At 68.3% G+C, this 14493-nt stretch carries 15 protein-coding genes and 3 pseudogenes; 8 read left to right on the forward strand and 10 right to left on the reverse strand.

All coding sequences use genetic code 11. From position 1 onward, the window contains the following. Positions 1-63: 63 nt before the first annotated feature. From MDN94_RS33690 to MDN94_RS33705, 4 genes are read left to right on the forward strand one after another with little or no spacing between them, the layout of a single operon-like run. Positions 64-942 (forward strand): carbohydrate ABC transporter permease, encoded by an 879-nt coding sequence (locus tag MDN94_RS33690; RefSeq protein ID WP_482729612.1) that lies wholly within the window; start codon positions 64-66, stop codon positions 940-942. Further along, a complete protein-coding gene (locus MDN94_RS33695) occupies positions 939-1784 on the forward strand; it encodes a carbohydrate ABC transporter permease (RefSeq protein ID WP_482729613.1) in 846 nt (281 codons plus the stop codon). The genes MDN94_RS33690 and MDN94_RS33695 overlap by 4 nt, the downstream gene beginning before the upstream one ends. Continuing rightward, positions 1781-2869, forward strand: coding sequence for an ABC transporter ATP-binding protein (locus tag MDN94_RS33700; RefSeq protein ID WP_482729614.1), 1089 nt, complete (start codon positions 1781-1783; stop codon positions 2867-2869). The genes MDN94_RS33695 and MDN94_RS33700 overlap by 4 nt, the downstream gene beginning before the upstream one ends. Before the next feature lies 1 nt (position 2870). Further along, positions 2871-3950: an ABC transporter ATP-binding protein gene (locus tag MDN94_RS33705; RefSeq protein ID WP_482729615.1), complete on the forward strand. Its 1080-nt coding sequence runs from the start codon at positions 2871-2873 to the stop codon at positions 3948-3950. A gap of 324 nt (positions 3951-4274) precedes the next feature. Here the strand turns inward: MDN94_RS33705 and MDN94_RS33710 are convergent, their stop codons facing one another. Both MDN94_RS33710 and MDN94_RS33715 read right to left on the reverse strand, forming a co-directional pair. Next, the gene (locus MDN94_RS33710) at positions 4275-4829 is read right to left on the reverse strand and encodes a hypothetical protein (RefSeq protein WP_482729616.1); all 555 of its coding nucleotides are present in this window, start codon (positions 4827-4829) and stop codon (positions 4275-4277) included. A gap of 321 nt (positions 4830-5150) precedes the next feature. Then, on the reverse strand, positions 5151-5501 hold the full coding sequence (locus tag MDN94_RS33715) for a hypothetical protein (protein WP_482729617.1): 351 nt from the start codon (positions 5499-5501) through the stop codon (positions 5151-5153). Between the two features lie 374 nt (positions 5502-5875). On the opposite strand from MDN94_RS33715, the gene MDN94_RS33720 reads away from it, so the two are divergent. Beyond that, entirely contained in the window at positions 5876-6772 is an 897-nt protein-coding gene (locus MDN94_RS33720; RefSeq protein ID WP_482729618.1) for a hypothetical protein, read from the forward strand. A 10-nt stretch (positions 6773-6782) separates the two neighbouring features. On the opposite strand, the pseudogene MDN94_RS33725 reads toward MDN94_RS33720, so the two are convergent. Then, positions 6783-6992, reverse strand: a pseudogene (locus tag MDN94_RS33725) (IS5/IS1182 family transposase); the annotation flags it as partial. On the opposite strand from MDN94_RS33725, the gene MDN94_RS33730 reads away from it, so the two are divergent. The 3 genes and pseudogenes from MDN94_RS33730 to MDN94_RS33740 all read left to right on the forward strand — a co-directional run. Continuing rightward, complete coding sequence (locus tag MDN94_RS33730; protein ID WP_482729619.1) at positions 6973-7173, forward strand: hypothetical protein; 201 nt, start codon at positions 6973-6975, stop codon at positions 7171-7173. The pseudogene MDN94_RS33725 and the gene MDN94_RS33730 overlap by 20 nt on opposite strands. A 227-nt stretch (positions 7174-7400) precedes the next feature. Continuing rightward, on the forward strand, positions 7401-7601 hold the full coding sequence (locus MDN94_RS33735) for a hypothetical protein (RefSeq protein WP_482729620.1): 201 nt from the start codon (positions 7401-7403) through the stop codon (positions 7599-7601). 114 nt (positions 7602-7715) lie between these two features. After that, positions 7716-7974, forward strand: a pseudogene (locus tag MDN94_RS33740) (gamma carbonic anhydrase family protein); the annotation flags it as partial. Positions 7975-8017: 43 nt separating this feature from the next. Here the strand turns inward: MDN94_RS33740 and MDN94_RS33745 are convergent. The 7 genes and pseudogenes from MDN94_RS33745 to MDN94_RS33775 all read right to left on the reverse strand — a co-directional run bounded on the left by MDN94_RS33745 (position 8018) and on the right by MDN94_RS33775 (position 14465). Beyond that, positions 8018-8428, reverse strand: coding sequence for a hypothetical protein (locus MDN94_RS33745; RefSeq protein ID WP_482729621.1), 411 nt, complete (start codon positions 8426-8428; stop codon positions 8018-8020). 133 nt (positions 8429-8561) lie between these two features. Beyond that, positions 8562-9073 (reverse strand): annotated as a pseudogene (locus tag MDN94_RS33750) (transposase); the annotation flags it as partial. Positions 9074-9128: 55 nt separating this feature from the next. Beyond that, complete coding sequence (locus MDN94_RS33755) at positions 9129-9398, reverse strand: transposase (RefSeq protein ID WP_482729622.1); 270 nt, start codon at positions 9396-9398, stop codon at positions 9129-9131. A 73-nt stretch (positions 9399-9471) separates the two neighbouring features. After that, entirely contained in the window at positions 9472-10884 is a 1413-nt protein-coding gene (locus MDN94_RS33760) for an alpha/beta hydrolase family protein (protein WP_482729623.1), read from the reverse strand. 489 nt (positions 10885-11373) lie between these two features. After that, positions 11374-12096 (reverse strand): hypothetical protein, encoded by a 723-nt coding sequence (locus tag MDN94_RS33765; protein WP_482729624.1) that lies wholly within the window; start codon positions 12094-12096, stop codon positions 11374-11376. A 952-nt stretch (positions 12097-13048) separates the two neighbouring features. Further along, positions 13049-14035 (reverse strand): thioredoxin-disulfide reductase, encoded by a 987-nt coding sequence (gene trxB / locus MDN94_RS33770; protein ID WP_482729625.1) that lies wholly within the window; start codon positions 14033-14035, stop codon positions 13049-13051. Positions 14036-14045: 10 nt separating this feature from the next. Next, entirely contained in the window at positions 14046-14465 is a 420-nt protein-coding gene (locus MDN94_RS33775) for an arsenate reductase ArsC (protein ID WP_482729626.1), read from the reverse strand. Positions 14466-14493: the final 28 nt, after the last annotated feature.

Raw genomic sequence — 14493 nt, forward strand, 5'->3', positions numbered from 1 at the left:
CCGGATGGCCGGCCGAGCCCGTCGGCCACCCGGGGGCGCCCGCCCACTTCCGCAAGGACAACCATGGAAGCTCTACGCCGGCACAAGAGCATGTTCCTCCTCCCAGGACTGCTCACGCTCGCACTCATCATCATCTTTCCGCTTCTGTTCACCATTCGTGTCAGCTTCTCCGGCTGGAACGTCAGCAACCCCCAGTTGGACTTCATAGGCGGGGCCAACTACGCGACGATGCTGCACGACAGCCGATTCTGGGCCTCGATCATGCGCCTGGTCCTGCTGGCCGGCGGCACGGTCCTGATCCAGTACGTGATCGGATTCGGGATGGCCCTGCTCGTCTGGCGTGAGGCACGCGGCCGTCGTCTGTGGCGGGTGCTGTTCCTCGTCCCCATGATGACCACTCCCGTGGTGATGGCCGCCATCTGGCAGATGATCTTCCACGAGTCGCTGGGGCCGGTGAACGATCTGTTCGGGATGCTCGGCCTCGCCGAGGTGCCCTGGCTCACCGAGTCCGGTCCGGCGCTGGTCGCGCTGATGACCGTCGAGGTCTGGCAGTGGACCCCGTTCATGTTCCTGCTGCTGCTGGCCGGCCTGTTGAGCCTCCCCAAGGAACCGTTCATGGCCGCGGCCATCGACGGGGCGGACGCTTGGCGCACCTTCCGGAAGGTGACGTTCCCGCTCATGGCGCCGGTGTCCGTCGCAGCGATCATCATCCGGCTGATCGAGGCGTCCAAGCTCTCCGACAGCGTCTACGTGCTGACCTCCGGAGGGCCGGGCTCCTCCACGGAGACGCCGGGCTACTACCTCTACATCCAGGGGCTCAGGGATCAGCAGACCGGCTACAGCGGGGCGATGTCCCTCACCTACCTGGTCCTGATGATCGTCACGCTCACGGTTGTCGCGGCCTTGCTCGCCAGGGCCTTCAAGTTGAAGGGGGACTCATGAGGTCACGCCTTTATCCCGTGTTCAAGTACACCGTGATCGCCTTGTGGGCCTGCTTCGTCGCGGGGCCGTTCTTCTGGGCCATGACGACCAGTTTCAAGGACGTCAACGGTGTCCAGGGCGGCGCCACTTACCTCCCGTGGCTGCAGTACGAACCCACCGTCGTCGGGTGGCGCAACATCTTCGGCGGAGCCGGGGGTGTCGATGTGATGCAGCCCTTCTTCAACAGCGCCGTCGTCACCCTCGCCGCCTCGGCCATCAGCCTCGTCCTCGGGTCCCTGGCCGCCTACGCGTTGTCCCGGTACCGCTTCAAGTTCGGCTTCATCAAGAACAGCGACATCGTCTTCTTCTTCGTGTCACAGCGGATCATGCCGCCCGTCGTCCTCGTGATCCCGTTCTTCTACCTGTTGCAGTGGACGGGCCTGCTGGACACGATCCTGGGCCTGGTGATCGTGACGGTTGCCCTGCTGCTGCCGATCGCGGTCTGGGTGATGGTCGACTTCTTCAACGGCATTCCGCGTGAGATCGACGAAATGGCCATGCTCGACGGCTGCGGCCCGTTCCAGACCTTCGTGCGTGCGATCCTGCCGAACTCCCTGCCCGGGCTGACCGTGGCCGCGATGTTCTGTGCGGTGTTCGGCTGGAACGACTTCTTCTTCGCCTTCCGGCTGACCTTCACCGAGGTGCAGACCCTGCCGCAGGCTGTCGTCGCCCTCAACTCCTCCATCCCACCCTGGTGGACCCTGTCCGCGGCTGCCCTCTTCGGCGTGGCGCCGCTGATCCTTCTCGCCCTCTGGGTCGAGCGCTATCTGTCCAAGGGAAACCTCTCGGGAGCGGTCCGATGAACCTGAGTGCTACTGATCTGTGCCTGACCGTCGACGGCGTCGACCATCTCAAGCAGGTGACCGCGACCTTCGTGCCGGGACGGCTCCACACCGTGATCGGCCGGACCATGGCGGGGAAGACGACCCTGCTGCGGGTCCTGGCCGGTCTCCAGGCAGCGGATTCCGGCGCACTGACGAGGGAGGGAGCCGACTTCCTCAAAACGCCGGTGTGGCGACGCGACACCGCCATGGTCTACCAGCAGTTCATCAACTACCCGCATCTCAACGTGTTCGACAACGTCGCTTTCCCGCTCAGGCGGGCGGGACTGTCGCGAAACGAGATTCGGCGACGTGTCACCAGCAGCCTGGCACGCGTCGGGCTGGCCGACTTCGAGCGGCGCAAGCCGTCTCAGCTCTCCGGTGGCCAGCAGCAGCGGGTTGCGCTGGCTCGGGCCCTGGCCCGCGGCACGGGCATCCTCCTGCTCGACGAGCCGCTGGCAAATCTGGACTACAAGTTGCGTGAACAGTTGCGCGACGAGTTCAGAACCCTCTTCTCGGACCAGGGCGACACGGTGGTCATCTACACCACCACGGAACCCGCCGAGGCGATGATGCTCGGTGACGTGGTGCTGGTCATGCACGAAGGACAGATCCTGCAGATCGGTTCGCCGCAGGAGGTCTTCGAGCGCCCGGCGACGACCACGGTGGCTTCCATCATCAACGATCCGCCCATGAACATCTTCACGGGACGCATCGAGAGCGGACAGGTCACGGTGGCCGGCTTCCATGCCACTCACGTGTCGGCGCATCTCGCCGACCTGCCCGACGGGGTCTACCAGTTCGGCCTGCGCGCGACGGACGTCAGCCTGGCCTCCGCCGGCGTCGAGGGCGAGGTCACCTTCGTCGAGATCTCCGGCTCGGAGACGTTCGTCCACGCGGCCGTGGGCGAGACCCCGTTCGTCATACAGATCGAGGGCATTCATGACGTCGCTCTCGGTGACCTGGTGAAACTGCGACTGCGTCCTGAGCGCCTGTTCGCCTTCGACGAGGAAGGGTCGCTCGTGCGGACGCCTTCCTACGATCTCGCTCCGGTGGAAGGACGTTGATATGACGCAGTTGGACATCGTCGACGTCGGGCACAGCTACACGCCCGGGTCCGAGGAGGAGCGGTGGGCTCTCAAGCCACTCGGACTGACCTTCGAGGCCGGCAGGACCTACGCATTGGTCGGACCGTCGGGCTGCGGCAAGACCACGCTTCTGAACATCCTGTCCGGGCTGGTCAGGCCGTCACAGGGCCAGGTCCTCTTCGACGGCGCTGACGTCACGGCTCTGCCCACGAAGGCGCGCAACATAGCCCAGGTGTTCCAGTTTCCCGTCATCTACCAGTCGATGACGGTGTACGAGAACCTCGCCTTCCCCCTGCAGTGCCGCCGGTGGGACAAGGCAAGGATCGATGCCAAGGTCCATCAGGTCGCCGAGGCACTGGACCTGGACGACCGGCTCAAACAGCCCGCCCGGCGGCTCACGGCCGACGACAAACAGCTCATCTCGCTCGGCCGCGGTCTTGTCCGCGACGACGTGGCGGCCGTGCTGATGGACGAGCCGCTGACGGTCATCGATCCACAGCTGAAGCACTCGTTGCGGCGCAAGATCCGTGAGATCACCGAGCAGTTCCGGCCCACCGTGATCTACGTTACCCACGACCAGTACGAAGCAATGAGCATTGCGCAGGAAGTGCTGGTCATGAAGGACGGCCGAGCCATGCAGCAGGGCACCCCGGAGCAGCTCTTCGAGGCCCCCTCGTCAACGTACGTCGGCTACTTCATCGGATCGCCGGCAATGAACTTCCTGACCGTGGACCGGGCCCACGGGAACGTCACTCTTGGGGGCCGGGCCCTGACCATGGCGTGGGACATTCCGGAAGACGCCATCGAGAGCCAAGTGGGAATCCGGCCCGAGTACGTCGAAATCGTCACGGAACCCGGGGCCAATACGTTTCCCGCCCGGCTTCGGAGCGTCCAAGACCACGGTCCGCAGCGGGTCCTCGAGATGGAGGTGACCGGCCAGCCTATCCGGGCAAAGGTGCCACGGGAGGACGGAATCCCGGCGCTCGAGGAGTTCCTGGTGCATCTTCCCCGCGCCAAGACCCTCCCCTATGCGGATGGTCGCCTCGTCGTCCACTCGTAGGTTCTGTCGCCGGCCCGACGCCGGTGCGTAGCCTCCGAGGGACAGGCTCCGCCTGTCCCTCGGAGGCTACGCACCGGCGTGCACGCCGCGTCACCGCGGCGGATGGTCGACTCCGGCCTCTGCCTGCACGCCCTCATCCAGCTCGGTGACACCTTCACTACCATGTGAGCGTCACCGACCCCGAGGAACGCAGGATCGACTGCACCTCGCCGGGGCGACCTGCGCCGGGCCCGGGACTTCGTCTCCACCGGTCACGGAGACGTTCCGTGGGAGGAGTGCCTCCGCGCGCTGAACACCGTCGGCCGGCCGGCAAGCCGTCCTGTGCTACCCGACCTGTGCCTTCCGCCACTCCACTTCCTCGGCAGCCATCGGGGCCCGGACGCTGTACACGTCGCCGACCCGCAGGTGGTCCGGGGTGCTGTGCCCGCCGTAGGTGCCTATGACGGAGACGGCCACATGGGAAACGGGCTGCCAGAACGTGCGGAAATACGGTGCGCTCGCCGGGATTTCGGGGATCTCCAGCAGAGGGACGCCGCGTCGCGCCAGCAGACGTTGCAGCTTTTCGAATCGGAGCCTGGGAGTGAACCGCCCGTACCGGGCACGAAGGGCGTCGTTGACGAGGGCACGATCCCGGTGCGCGAGCCGGTGCACCTGCAGGGTGAAGTGGTGGCCGGCCCAGGGGTGGTCGGCGGAAGTGCGGTCCCAGTAGAACTCGGCGAGGCCGTAGTCACGCCACATGGTGTGGTCGCCGAAGGTGTTCTCAGCGAAGTCCGACCCAAGGACCTTGGTGACGTGGTCGGGAGAATCCGCGCGGCCCACGCCGAGCAATGTGCCGGTGGTGACGACGTCCACATAGAACGCCAGGGAATGTGGAGTCAAAGGCTGGTCCTCGATGCGGTGTGGTCCAACGTGATGTGGGGGACGTCCCCGACGGGGCTGCGCGCCACCCGTGTCCACCTGCATGGGAAGCGCCGCGACCTGGGCGACCCGGCGAAGACCCTACTCCACCGCGGCCGCTTCACCCTCCCCAGACCCCCAGGACCCACGTCTCGCGATCGCCGATCTCGACCGTCGTGTACAAGAGTTCGTGGAAGGCTTCGTCGCCGAGGACCTTGTGGCGGCCCAACCGGCCCGTACGCGCCCCGGTCCCCCGGTCTGTATCCGTCCGTCGGCTGTCCCTCGCCGTGGGAGGCGTGTTCGTCAGGGGCGCAGGCCTGTGTGTGCGAGGGCGACCGCGCTGAGGGTGGCGATGACCTCCTGGTCGCCCCGGCGCCAGGCGTCGGCGAATCCGCCGGGCGGGGTGGGCAGCTTGACGAGGGCGGCCGGCGAGCCGGTGAGTGCGCGCAGGGCGAGCAGGTCGGCGCCGCCCGGCACGTCGGCGAGACGGCGGACAGCAAGCCCGCCCGCAAGACGACCACGCCCCGCGCGAAGGGCGCCGGCGCCACCGGGCGCACGGACCGGCGGATCGCCCTGTCGGTCAGCCTCACCGGGGCGACCGCGGTGACCGGCAGCAGCCTGCGCCGGCGCGATCGCCTCCGGGTACGCGCCCACCCAACCCGTCTATGTGTACTCCCTCGTCGCGCTGCCCATCGCGACCATGGCATACGACATCGCCCGCAAGTCCCTACGCCTGCGCGGCGCCTGACCCGCCCCGGGCCCCCGCCCGGACATTCGCCCACCCGGGTCGGGGTGCCTGCCGGATTCGCGCGGCGCCCTCGCACCTGCCCGACATCCGGCATCGGATCGTTTCACGGATGCGCACGGCGGACGGCCGGGTCCCGGCTTCACATCCGGGCCGCAGGCCCGGCCGGGGGTGCGCCCCGCGGGGCGGGAAGCATGTCGGTGCGGCAGCGTCCATTCCGGCGCGGGACGAAGACTTCCTGACCTGTCGGCATACGCGCGGGACAGCCGGACAACAATCAGGCATGTCTGAAAGAGACGACCAGGATGCCGACTCGGGGACCGGGGACGAGGCTGCCGCGTCCATGGTTCGGCCGCTCGCTGATACTGACGCCGAGCCGGACGGGCACAACATCCAAGGAGCCCGGGCAAGCAGTGGCTCAGCCGCCGGGGAGCTGCCCACCGGCACGGGACACAACGGCAACGGGGGCGCCAGCGAGAGTGACCGCACAGGTGAGAGTAGTGGATCCGGCGACACCACCGGTGCCAGTGCCCGTGCCGGATCAGCCAACGATCACGGCGAGGCCGACCGCGACACCGGCCGGGATGCGGCCGAGCCGCCCGCCCATGACGCGCGGCAGCGGCCTGCCGCCGAGCTGGACCGGCCCACGCCTTCTCCCGGCTCCTCCGATTCCGCGCTCGTCCAGACAGGACGCGCCGTGACGGCCGCGCTCACCGTCCTTGCGGCAATCGGCGGTCTGGTCCTCGGCATCAGGGCGGAGTTGCGGACCACCGAGGAGGCCGAGCAGGTGGACGCGAAGATGGTGTCCTACTACCGGACGCCGACGATGATCACCGTGCTCAATGGCAGCAACCGCCTCATCGCCATGCGCCTGTCGCTGGAGCAGCCGAGCGTCTGGTGGGACCTGCAGGCCGTGCCGCCTTGTCAGAAGATCGACATTCCGCCGGCTCTGCTCAAGATGTCCATGTCGGAGTCAGTGCCCCATGTGACGGTCGAAGACGCCGATCTCACTCGCCTGCGACTGGAGTTCATGGACTCCGAGGGAAGGACATGGATCCGCGCCGGCGGAGGCCCGCTCCGCCGGTCCGCGGGCTGGGAGCAGTCCCTGACTTCTGTCCGCATGGTCAGTCCGGAGCCATGGAACGCCAAACCGGAGGAGGCTCCCGGTTGCGGCGCTTAGAGGTGTCCCATGTGGTGAGGCGGACGAGTCGCTTGTAGCAGCACAGGTCAGCGGCGAGGCCGAGAAAGGCCAGGCAGTTGCGGGAGTGGCGCTCGTAGCGGGCGCTGAGTCGGCGGTAGCCGGACAGCTCGGACGACGTCCGCTCGATCACCCGCCTGCCGCAGCCGAGACGTTCGCTGGACTCGATGCCTCTGCGGGCGATGCGCACGCCGATACGCTTCACCGTCGGCGACACAGGGCTCACCGAGCTCAAGAGGCTCCCCGACGACGACCAAGCCCGCAAAGACGCGGTTGAGCACCTCCGCGAGCGTCTCGCCGGAGCTGACCACACCCCCTTCGCCAGCGAGGACGGCGAATGGAGCAGGTTCTTCGAGGAGCTCGGCTTCGGCAGGTGGGGATGACTCCCGCTCTCCCACCCCCGCCCACCACGTTGTCTCTGTCCGCAGCGGCGGCTCAGCCGAGGCTGCTGATGGTTGTGGCGTTAGGTCTCCGCCATGCTCGATCAGGCAAGGAGCTTCGACGGCATGACCGAGACCAGCCCGCAGGCCGACGAGACATCCGACCTGCCGCACCCGTACACCCAGGCCGCCCTCGGGCCCACTGCCGCACACCCAATGTCTTACGGCGTGTGGCCTTACTGATCTTTTCGTTGATCCAGTGGGGTTGGAGGGTGGATGGTCAGGCCGGTGCGGGCGAGGAAGGACCAGGGCAGCTGCCGGTTCTGATTGATGCGGTGGATGCCTTGTTCGGTGGCGTCGGCGACATCAGCAGGGTGGTCGCCAGCAAGGTTGGCGAGTTCGCGTTTCTCAATGCGTCCGCCAGTAGGTGAGGCAGCTGGGTAGACAGAACGCGAGTGTGCAGCAGCACGCCGAGCGGCTTGCCCGAGATCCGCAGAGGTCGAACCGGCTGATCGCGAGAGTGGCGAGGTGGCTGGCCTGGGGCGGCGGTGCTGCACGGCTGCACGATTGAGGACGGCGTGCTGGTCGGGGTGGGCGCCCTGGGCTCAACGGCGCGCGGGTGCGCGCTGGTTCGCTGAAGCGGCCGGCGCGGTGGTGCCGCAGGGCATGCAGATCCCGCCCGGTTCGCTGCCGGCGGGCGTCCCGGCCAAGGTCAGGCGCGATCTGACGGAGGCAGGAGCGCCTGGGCATCAAGGTCAACGGCGATATCTGCTGCTCGCCCAGGCGCACTCGGAGCTGTTCGCGGAGGGCGGCGAAGCGGATCTCGACCGAGCGGACTCTTTGTGGGTCAGTGCCAGTAGGAGGGCGAAGACGATCCGGAGCCGTTCCAGAAGATGATCAGGAGAATGACGATGATCGCCAACGGGACGGCGACGAGCAGGGCGCACCCGATGGCACCGGGCAGGTTCTTCCTGCGAAGGCGCTGATCGAGCAGCTTGGCCTCGGGGGTGTCGTTCCGCCAGTGCGGCTGGAGCTCCGCGGTGCCGTCGGCGATCGCCCTGGCCACCCGGGCGACGTCCGCGGGGTGGTACGTGCGCCACTTGCTCTCGCCCCAAGTGGAGTGCGATACAAGGAGGTTGTTGCGGACTCCGTTGGCATTCGCGGTGGCGTCCAGGCAGGTCGCCCGGATGGTCGGCCAGGCTCGGGCCAGCTGCCTCTCGGACAACCATGCGATGTGCTCCGGTTCGGCTGCTGCCACGGGCGCACCTACTCTCGGCTCGCAAGCAGTCTCTCCCCGCTCCGGCCGGATAGGCAACACCCTCCTCTCATAACCGGCTTGGCTCCTCGTGCTGCCAATATTGACTGAACGTCTGAGAGTGGCCGCCAGTGGGTTACCGGACGCGGGAGCTTCGTGGGCGGGTGTCCCAGCGGTAGAGGGGCCAGGCACGTCGGATCAGGCAACGGACGGTGATCATGGTGCTGGCCAGGGCGATGAAGAACTCGACGGGGCTCTTCGTCGTTCGGTGCAGCGGCGGAGCTTGCCGAAGCTGTTCATCCAGGAATTCGTGCGCTCCACCACCCACCGTCCGCCGGTCCGGATCGCGGTCTTCGCGCCGCGCTTGGCGATCTGGCCTGTGATTCCTCTGGCCTTCAGGTCGAGGCGGACCATGCTGTAGTCGTATCCAGCGTCCAGGCTCAGTCGCGGGTGCTGGGGCAGCGGCCCCAGGGATGCTTCCAGGTCGGTGAAGCGGTTGAGGGTGGCGGGCAGCAGGGTGTGATCGCGGGTGTTGGCCGGCGCGGGGTCGGTGACCAGCGGTATGCCGTACCCATCCGTCAACTGCGACCTTTTGAAGCCGAGTTTGGCCCGGTCGACGGGGCTCCTGCCGGCGCACTCGCCACCGGAGGAGCCGTCGACGGCCGCTCGTCCATGTCCAGCAGACCCGCGGCCCGCAGCTGAGTCAGCAGCACCTCGTGGAGGCGGGGCCGGACACCGGCCCTCGGCACCAGTCCCGCAGACGCCTCCAGGCCGTCACACCGCTGCAGCCGACCTGCTCAGCCGCAACATCCCGCCGGCTCACGCTCTTGCACAGCACGTAAACGATGCCCCGCAACCCAGCACGGTCATCCGCCGGCAACCGCCCGGGACACCGCTTGCGCCGCGGCGGACGAGCAGGCAACAGCGGAGCCACACGTTCCCACAGGTCATCAGGCACAAGATCAGCAGACACCCCACCGATCCTGCCGACACAACGCCCAACTGCCAAGCCCGACAACGAACTCCACTCTGAAACGATCAGTGAGTCAGCGCACCGACAGCGTCTGGTCGAGCCAGTCGAAGACGACCTCGCAGTGCTGCTGCGGCGCCATCGGGGAGCAGTGCAACTGCGCCCCGGTGGCCGCGGTGAGTTTCACGTATTCCTTGGGCGAGGTCAGGATGTCGAACAACTCGCGGGGCTGACCCGGATAGAACTGCTCGAAGTCGTAGTCCAGGACCAGCGTGGGCGCCTTGATGCGGCCCGCGACGTCCGTGATCGTCAGGGCCTCGACGCGCTTGGCCGCGGTGTAGAAGTCGGTGAACATCTTGCCCTCGCGGGCACCGAGCATCGCCTGGACGGAAAAGGGCTCGAAGCGCTTCTTGATCGTCGCCGCATCGTCGGCACGCAGCTCGGGGACGACCTCCTTGTTCCAGATGTTGTTGGTCTCCTCCTTGCTCGGCTGGAGGATCTCCCTGAGCTCGGAGGGGAAGCCGAGCCAGGGCGCCACGCAGCCGGGCATCGCCACCAGTGCGGCGATCCGGTTCTCGAAGGCCGCGGCGCGGGGGGCCAGGTCGCCGCCCATGCTCAGGCCGGTGAGGGCGATCCGTTCGGGGTCCACGTCCGGGCGGGCCACCAGCCAGTCGACGAGCGGCGTGACCACCTTCTCCCAGGTCGGTGTGAAGACCACCCGGTCCACGAAGAGCAGCTGCCCCTGGCCGGGGCCGTCGTAGACGAGCGCGTTCCAGCCGCGCTCCAGCGCGGCCTGGACTCCATAGGTCCACATGTCGACGTTCTGGCCGTCGCTGCCGTTGGTGAGGATCACGGTGGGGCGCCGGGTGGTGGACTCGTCCGGCCGGAAGAACCACACCGGCAGCGGGGTCTTCTCGTACGGGACGTTCGCCTTCACGGCTGCCGGGTCGCAGAGGCCGCAGAACTTGTCCCAGGCGCCTCGCCCGGCCTTGTACAGCCGCTCCTCGCTGCCGGGATCGTCGGAGCCGAGGACGAAGAACAGCGCCTGGGCGTAGTACTGCGCGGCGCGCAGCGCACGGAAGCGCGTGGTCTGCTCGTCGGGCTTGGCGCCCTCGGGCGCCCCCATCAGCCGGTCGCCGAGCTTCCTGAACGTCTCGACGTACGTCTGCGCGGAGAGGCCGGCCTTGTTGATCGAGTTCACCGCGGTGAGCACTTCGCCCACCTCGGCGGATCTCTGACCGGACGCGCCGAGCGCGAGCAGCCCGCTGAAGTTGTACGCCGGGTCTTTGAACAGGGTCATCACGCCCGGCGTGGGCTCGCCGGCGGGTGCGGTGCCCGTCGCCGTCGGGCTGGGGTTGGGCGCGTGCGCGGGCCTCGCGTCGGACGGCGTACAGCCGGCGGCCAACGCGGCCCCGGTCCCGGCGACAAGTCCGGCAAGTGCGGCGCGACGGGTGGGGCCGGATGTGCGATCGCCTGATGCGTACGTCATACCGACCGAACGTACGAGCCGGGGGCGCAGCTCCAGAGACGCGACACCCGCCGTTCCCTCGAACGGCGGGTGTCGCGGCATGCGTCGATCAGGCCCGCAGGCCCATGGCCCCGCAGCCCAGCGCCGACTTCACCGCGTTCGGCGAGGCGCCCGGCCACCGCGCGCGCCTGGTCGATGTCCGCGGCCGTAGTCGTCGCGGCCGGACTTCCGCGGGGTCCGCCCCGGGGCCGAGCTTCAGCAGAACCTGGCGCCCGTCTGCGAACAGATCTTGCCGCGAGCCCGAGCCGCCACCCCACCCGCTGTCGAACAACCCACCCGAGCACTCGACGGACACCCACCCCATCACCCGCGTGAACAACGCTGCGGGCCGATACACCTGGGTCTGGCGTCGGGTCGATCCGCTCACCGACTGGTCCGACACTGGGCCGCGCGGCCTCGGACTGCCGGGTTTCACTCTGATCTGTCTTCTGACCGCGGAAGCAGGTTGGCTCAGTGCTGGTGTCCGTCGTCGTGCCCGGGCTCCTTGCCGGGGTGGGTGGCGTTCGGGGAGCCGGTGGGCTGGGAGGTCGGATTGGTGGTGTCGGTGCCGCGGTCACCCTCCTGGCCTTCGCCGCTTCCTTTCTCGGGCACGACATCGCTGTGGCTGTGTCCGCCTCCGGACTCGGCCATGGTGGGGGCGATGTGGCGAAGGCCCAGGAAGGTGAGGGCCGTCACGACAAGAATTGCGAAACCCATGAGGCCGAAGATGCGCCGCCACGGCCTCTTGGCCTCCTTCAGGAAGAAGGCGACGAAGGACAGGACGATGCCGAGCGGTATCAGCACGGCACAGCGTTCCGGCAGGTCTGCGAAATGCTGCATGCCGCCGCTGAGCATGCCCAGGCCGAACGAGAGCATCGTCGAGGTACCGAGCACGCGCAGTATGCGTGTCAGGGGCTGCCTCTCGGACGCCAGGATGATGTCGTTGAGGACGGTCGCGAGCAGGAAGACCAGTACGCCGGACGCGGCGATCATCGAGTAGCGGGCGGGGGCCATGGGGTGGTGGACGACGGCTCCGCTGATGAGGCCGGCACCCACGTAGTAGCCGACGTAGCCGAGATAGCGCCACGGCAGGGCGGCGCCTTCCCGTCTGCTGTTGGAGCGGCGTTGGCTGCGGGTCGGCTGGGGCGGGGTCGGAGGCGGGGTCGTCGTGGCGACACTGGGCGAAGAGGACAAAGCGGACCCTTCAAGGGAAGTTCAGTGGGGCCTGGGACTCTCAACGAGACAGGCGGGAAGGACGGGGTTGAAGATCGGACTCGCCGGGCGCAGCGCAGTGAGCAAGCCATGGCTCCGCGCCGCACGCCCTCCCCGTTGCGGCCAAGGCGCATCGCACGGCATGGCCGAGCCGCCGCCGATTCCCCGGCGGAGATGGGGCTCGCGGGGTTGCGCCCGACAGGTCATCGACCGGTTGGCCGGCCTGAAGGCTTAGATGCGTAGGACCACTGAGTCAGGCACGGGGGCAGATGCCAAGAGGGCCGTGACAGGTCGAGCAGCTCCGGCTGCATGCGCGTACGGAGGCCGATGAACGGCTTGGGCCTCGCACGGGACGAGTAGCGCGGCTCCCTGTTGGGGCTGGCCGGAGACACACTGGTGAGCAGCGTGATCGGGCTCCGGAGCATCCTGGTGGCCGGTATGCCCCCAGCCGGAGTGCGGGCCGGGCGCCTCGTGGCTGTGCCCGGCGGGACCTGGGTCCTGGGCGTTCAGGGCTGCCGCGCTGGTGGGCGCCCCGAGATGGGCGTGGCCTGCGGCGCTCTCCGCGCTGACACCGTGGCTGTACATCAGCATGAGAAGAAGGGCTGAGAGCACCCACGTTCGCCACGGGCCCGCTGCACGAGAGCGGGACCGCGGCACGCTACGGGTCGCCCGGGCCACAACCATGCCGGGGAGCATAGCGTCACCTCGGCCGCGGCCCAGCCCCGTAGGGCGTGCTTCTCTCTCGGACGAGAGGGTCCGTGGCTCCCGACCGGCCGGCCGGGATTTCGGCTTCCGCCCGGCGCGCCGAGGAACCATGGATCATTCGAGGGGCCGCTCCTGTGGCTCGGTGCGCAGGGCACGGGCGGACCGGGCGCGGTCCGCCCGTGCTGTCGGCTGACGGTCCGTGCCCGGGCTCCGTGCCCGGTCTGTCGGCTCAGGCCAGGACTTCGGCCGCGTCCTGCACCTGGTCGCTGAGGGCGGCGAGGTAGCGCTCGGCGTCGAGGGCCGCGGCGCAGCCGGAGCCGGCTGCGGTGATGGCCTGGCGGTAGGTGCGGTCGACGACGTCGCCGGCGGCGAAAACGCCGGGGATGTTCGTGCGGGTCGAGGGCGAGGCGACCTTGATGTAGCCCTCGTCGTCGAGGTCGACCTGCCCGGTGAACAGCTCGGTGCGCGGGTCGTGTCCGATGGCGATGAACAGGCCCGTGACGTCGAGGTCGCGCAGCTTGCCGGTGAAGGCGTCGCGCAGGACGACGCCGGAGAGCATCCCGTTCGCGTCCTTGATCTCGACGATCTCGCTGTCGAAGGCGAAGGAGATCTTGTCGTCGGTGAAGGCCCGTTTCTGCATGACCTTGGAGGCGCGCAGTGCGGAGCGGCGGTGGACGATGGTTACCGAGCGGGCGAAGCGGGTGAGGAAGGTGGCCTCTTCCATGGCGGTGTCGCCGCCGCCGACCACGACGATGTCGCGGTCGCGGAAGAAGAACCCGTCGCAGGTGGCACACCAGGAGACCCCGCGGCCGGAGAGCTCGTCCTCCTTGTGCAGGCCGAGCTTGCGGTAGCCGGAGCCGGTCGCGATGATCACGGACTTCGCGCGGTGGACGGTGCCCTCGGAGTCGGTGACTTCCTTGATGTCGCCGGTGAGGTCAACGGAGACGATGTCGTCGTCGATCATCTCGGCGCCGAACTTCTCGGCCTGGGCCCGCATGTCGGCCATGAGGTCGGGCCCGTCGATCCCGTCGGGGAAGCCGGGGAAGTTCTCCACCTCGGTGGTCGTGGTGAGGGAGCCGCCGACGAAGACGGAGCCGCCGAAGAGCAGGGGCTTGAGCTGGGCGCGGGCGGTGTAGAGGGCGGCGGTGTATCCGGCGGGGCCGGAGCCTATGACGATGACGTCGCGGACGTCGTCGGTCGGGGTCGTCTCGGTCACGTGGTGTGCCTCAGACCTTCGGCTTGGCGTCGATCTCGGCGATCAGGTCCTCGATGAGGCCCTTGATCTCGTCGCGGATGGGGCGGACGGCCTCGACGCCCTGGCCGGCCGGGTCTTCGAGCTGCCAGTCGAGGTAGGTCTTGCCGGGGAAGTACGGGCAGGCGTCGCCGCAGCCCATGGTGATGATGTAGTCCGAGGCCTGGGCGGCCTCGGGGGTGAGGACCTTCGGCCGCTGGTCCGAGATGTCGATGCCCAGCTCTGCCATGGCGGCGACGGCGGAGGGGTTGATCCGCTCGCCGGGCATGGAGCCGGCGGAGCGGACCTCGACGCGGTCGCCGGCGAGGTGGCGCAGGAACCCGGCCGCCATCTGGGAGCGGCCCGCATTGTGGATGCAGACGAACAGGACGGAGGCGGCAGGAGCGGTGGACATCTGTTCTTCCTAGGGGTGAGGCGACTGC

The sequence above is a fragment of the Streptomyces sp. WAC00040 genome (genome assembly GCF_056835925.1).

Coding starts and splice junctions, on each gene's coding strand:
- MDN94_RS33720 (WP_482729618.1), top strand. CDS start 5,876: ATGTCTGAAAGAGACGACCAGGATGCCGACTCGGGGACCGGGGACGAG.
- MDN94_RS33700 (WP_482729614.1), top strand. CDS start 1,781: ATGAACCTGAGTGCTACTGATCTGTGCCTGACCGTCGACGGCGTCGAC.
- MDN94_RS33695 (WP_482729613.1), top strand. CDS start 939: ATGAGGTCACGCCTTTATCCCGTGTTCAAGTACACCGTGATCGCCTTG.
- MDN94_RS33705 (WP_482729615.1), top strand. CDS start 2,871: ATGACGCAGTTGGACATCGTCGACGTCGGGCACAGCTACACGCCCGGG.
- MDN94_RS33760 (WP_482729623.1), bottom strand. CDS start 10,884: ATGACGTACGCATCAGGCGATCGCACATCCGGCCCCACCCGTCGCGCC.
- MDN94_RS33730 (WP_482729619.1), top strand. CDS start 6,973: ATGCGCACGCCGATACGCTTCACCGTCGGCGACACAGGGCTCACCGAG.
- MDN94_RS33775 (WP_482729626.1), bottom strand. CDS start 14,465: ATGTCCACCGCTCCTGCCGCCTCCGTCCTGTTCGTCTGCATCCACAAT.
- MDN94_RS33690 (WP_482729612.1), top strand. CDS start 64: ATGGAAGCTCTACGCCGGCACAAGAGCATGTTCCTCCTCCCAGGACTG.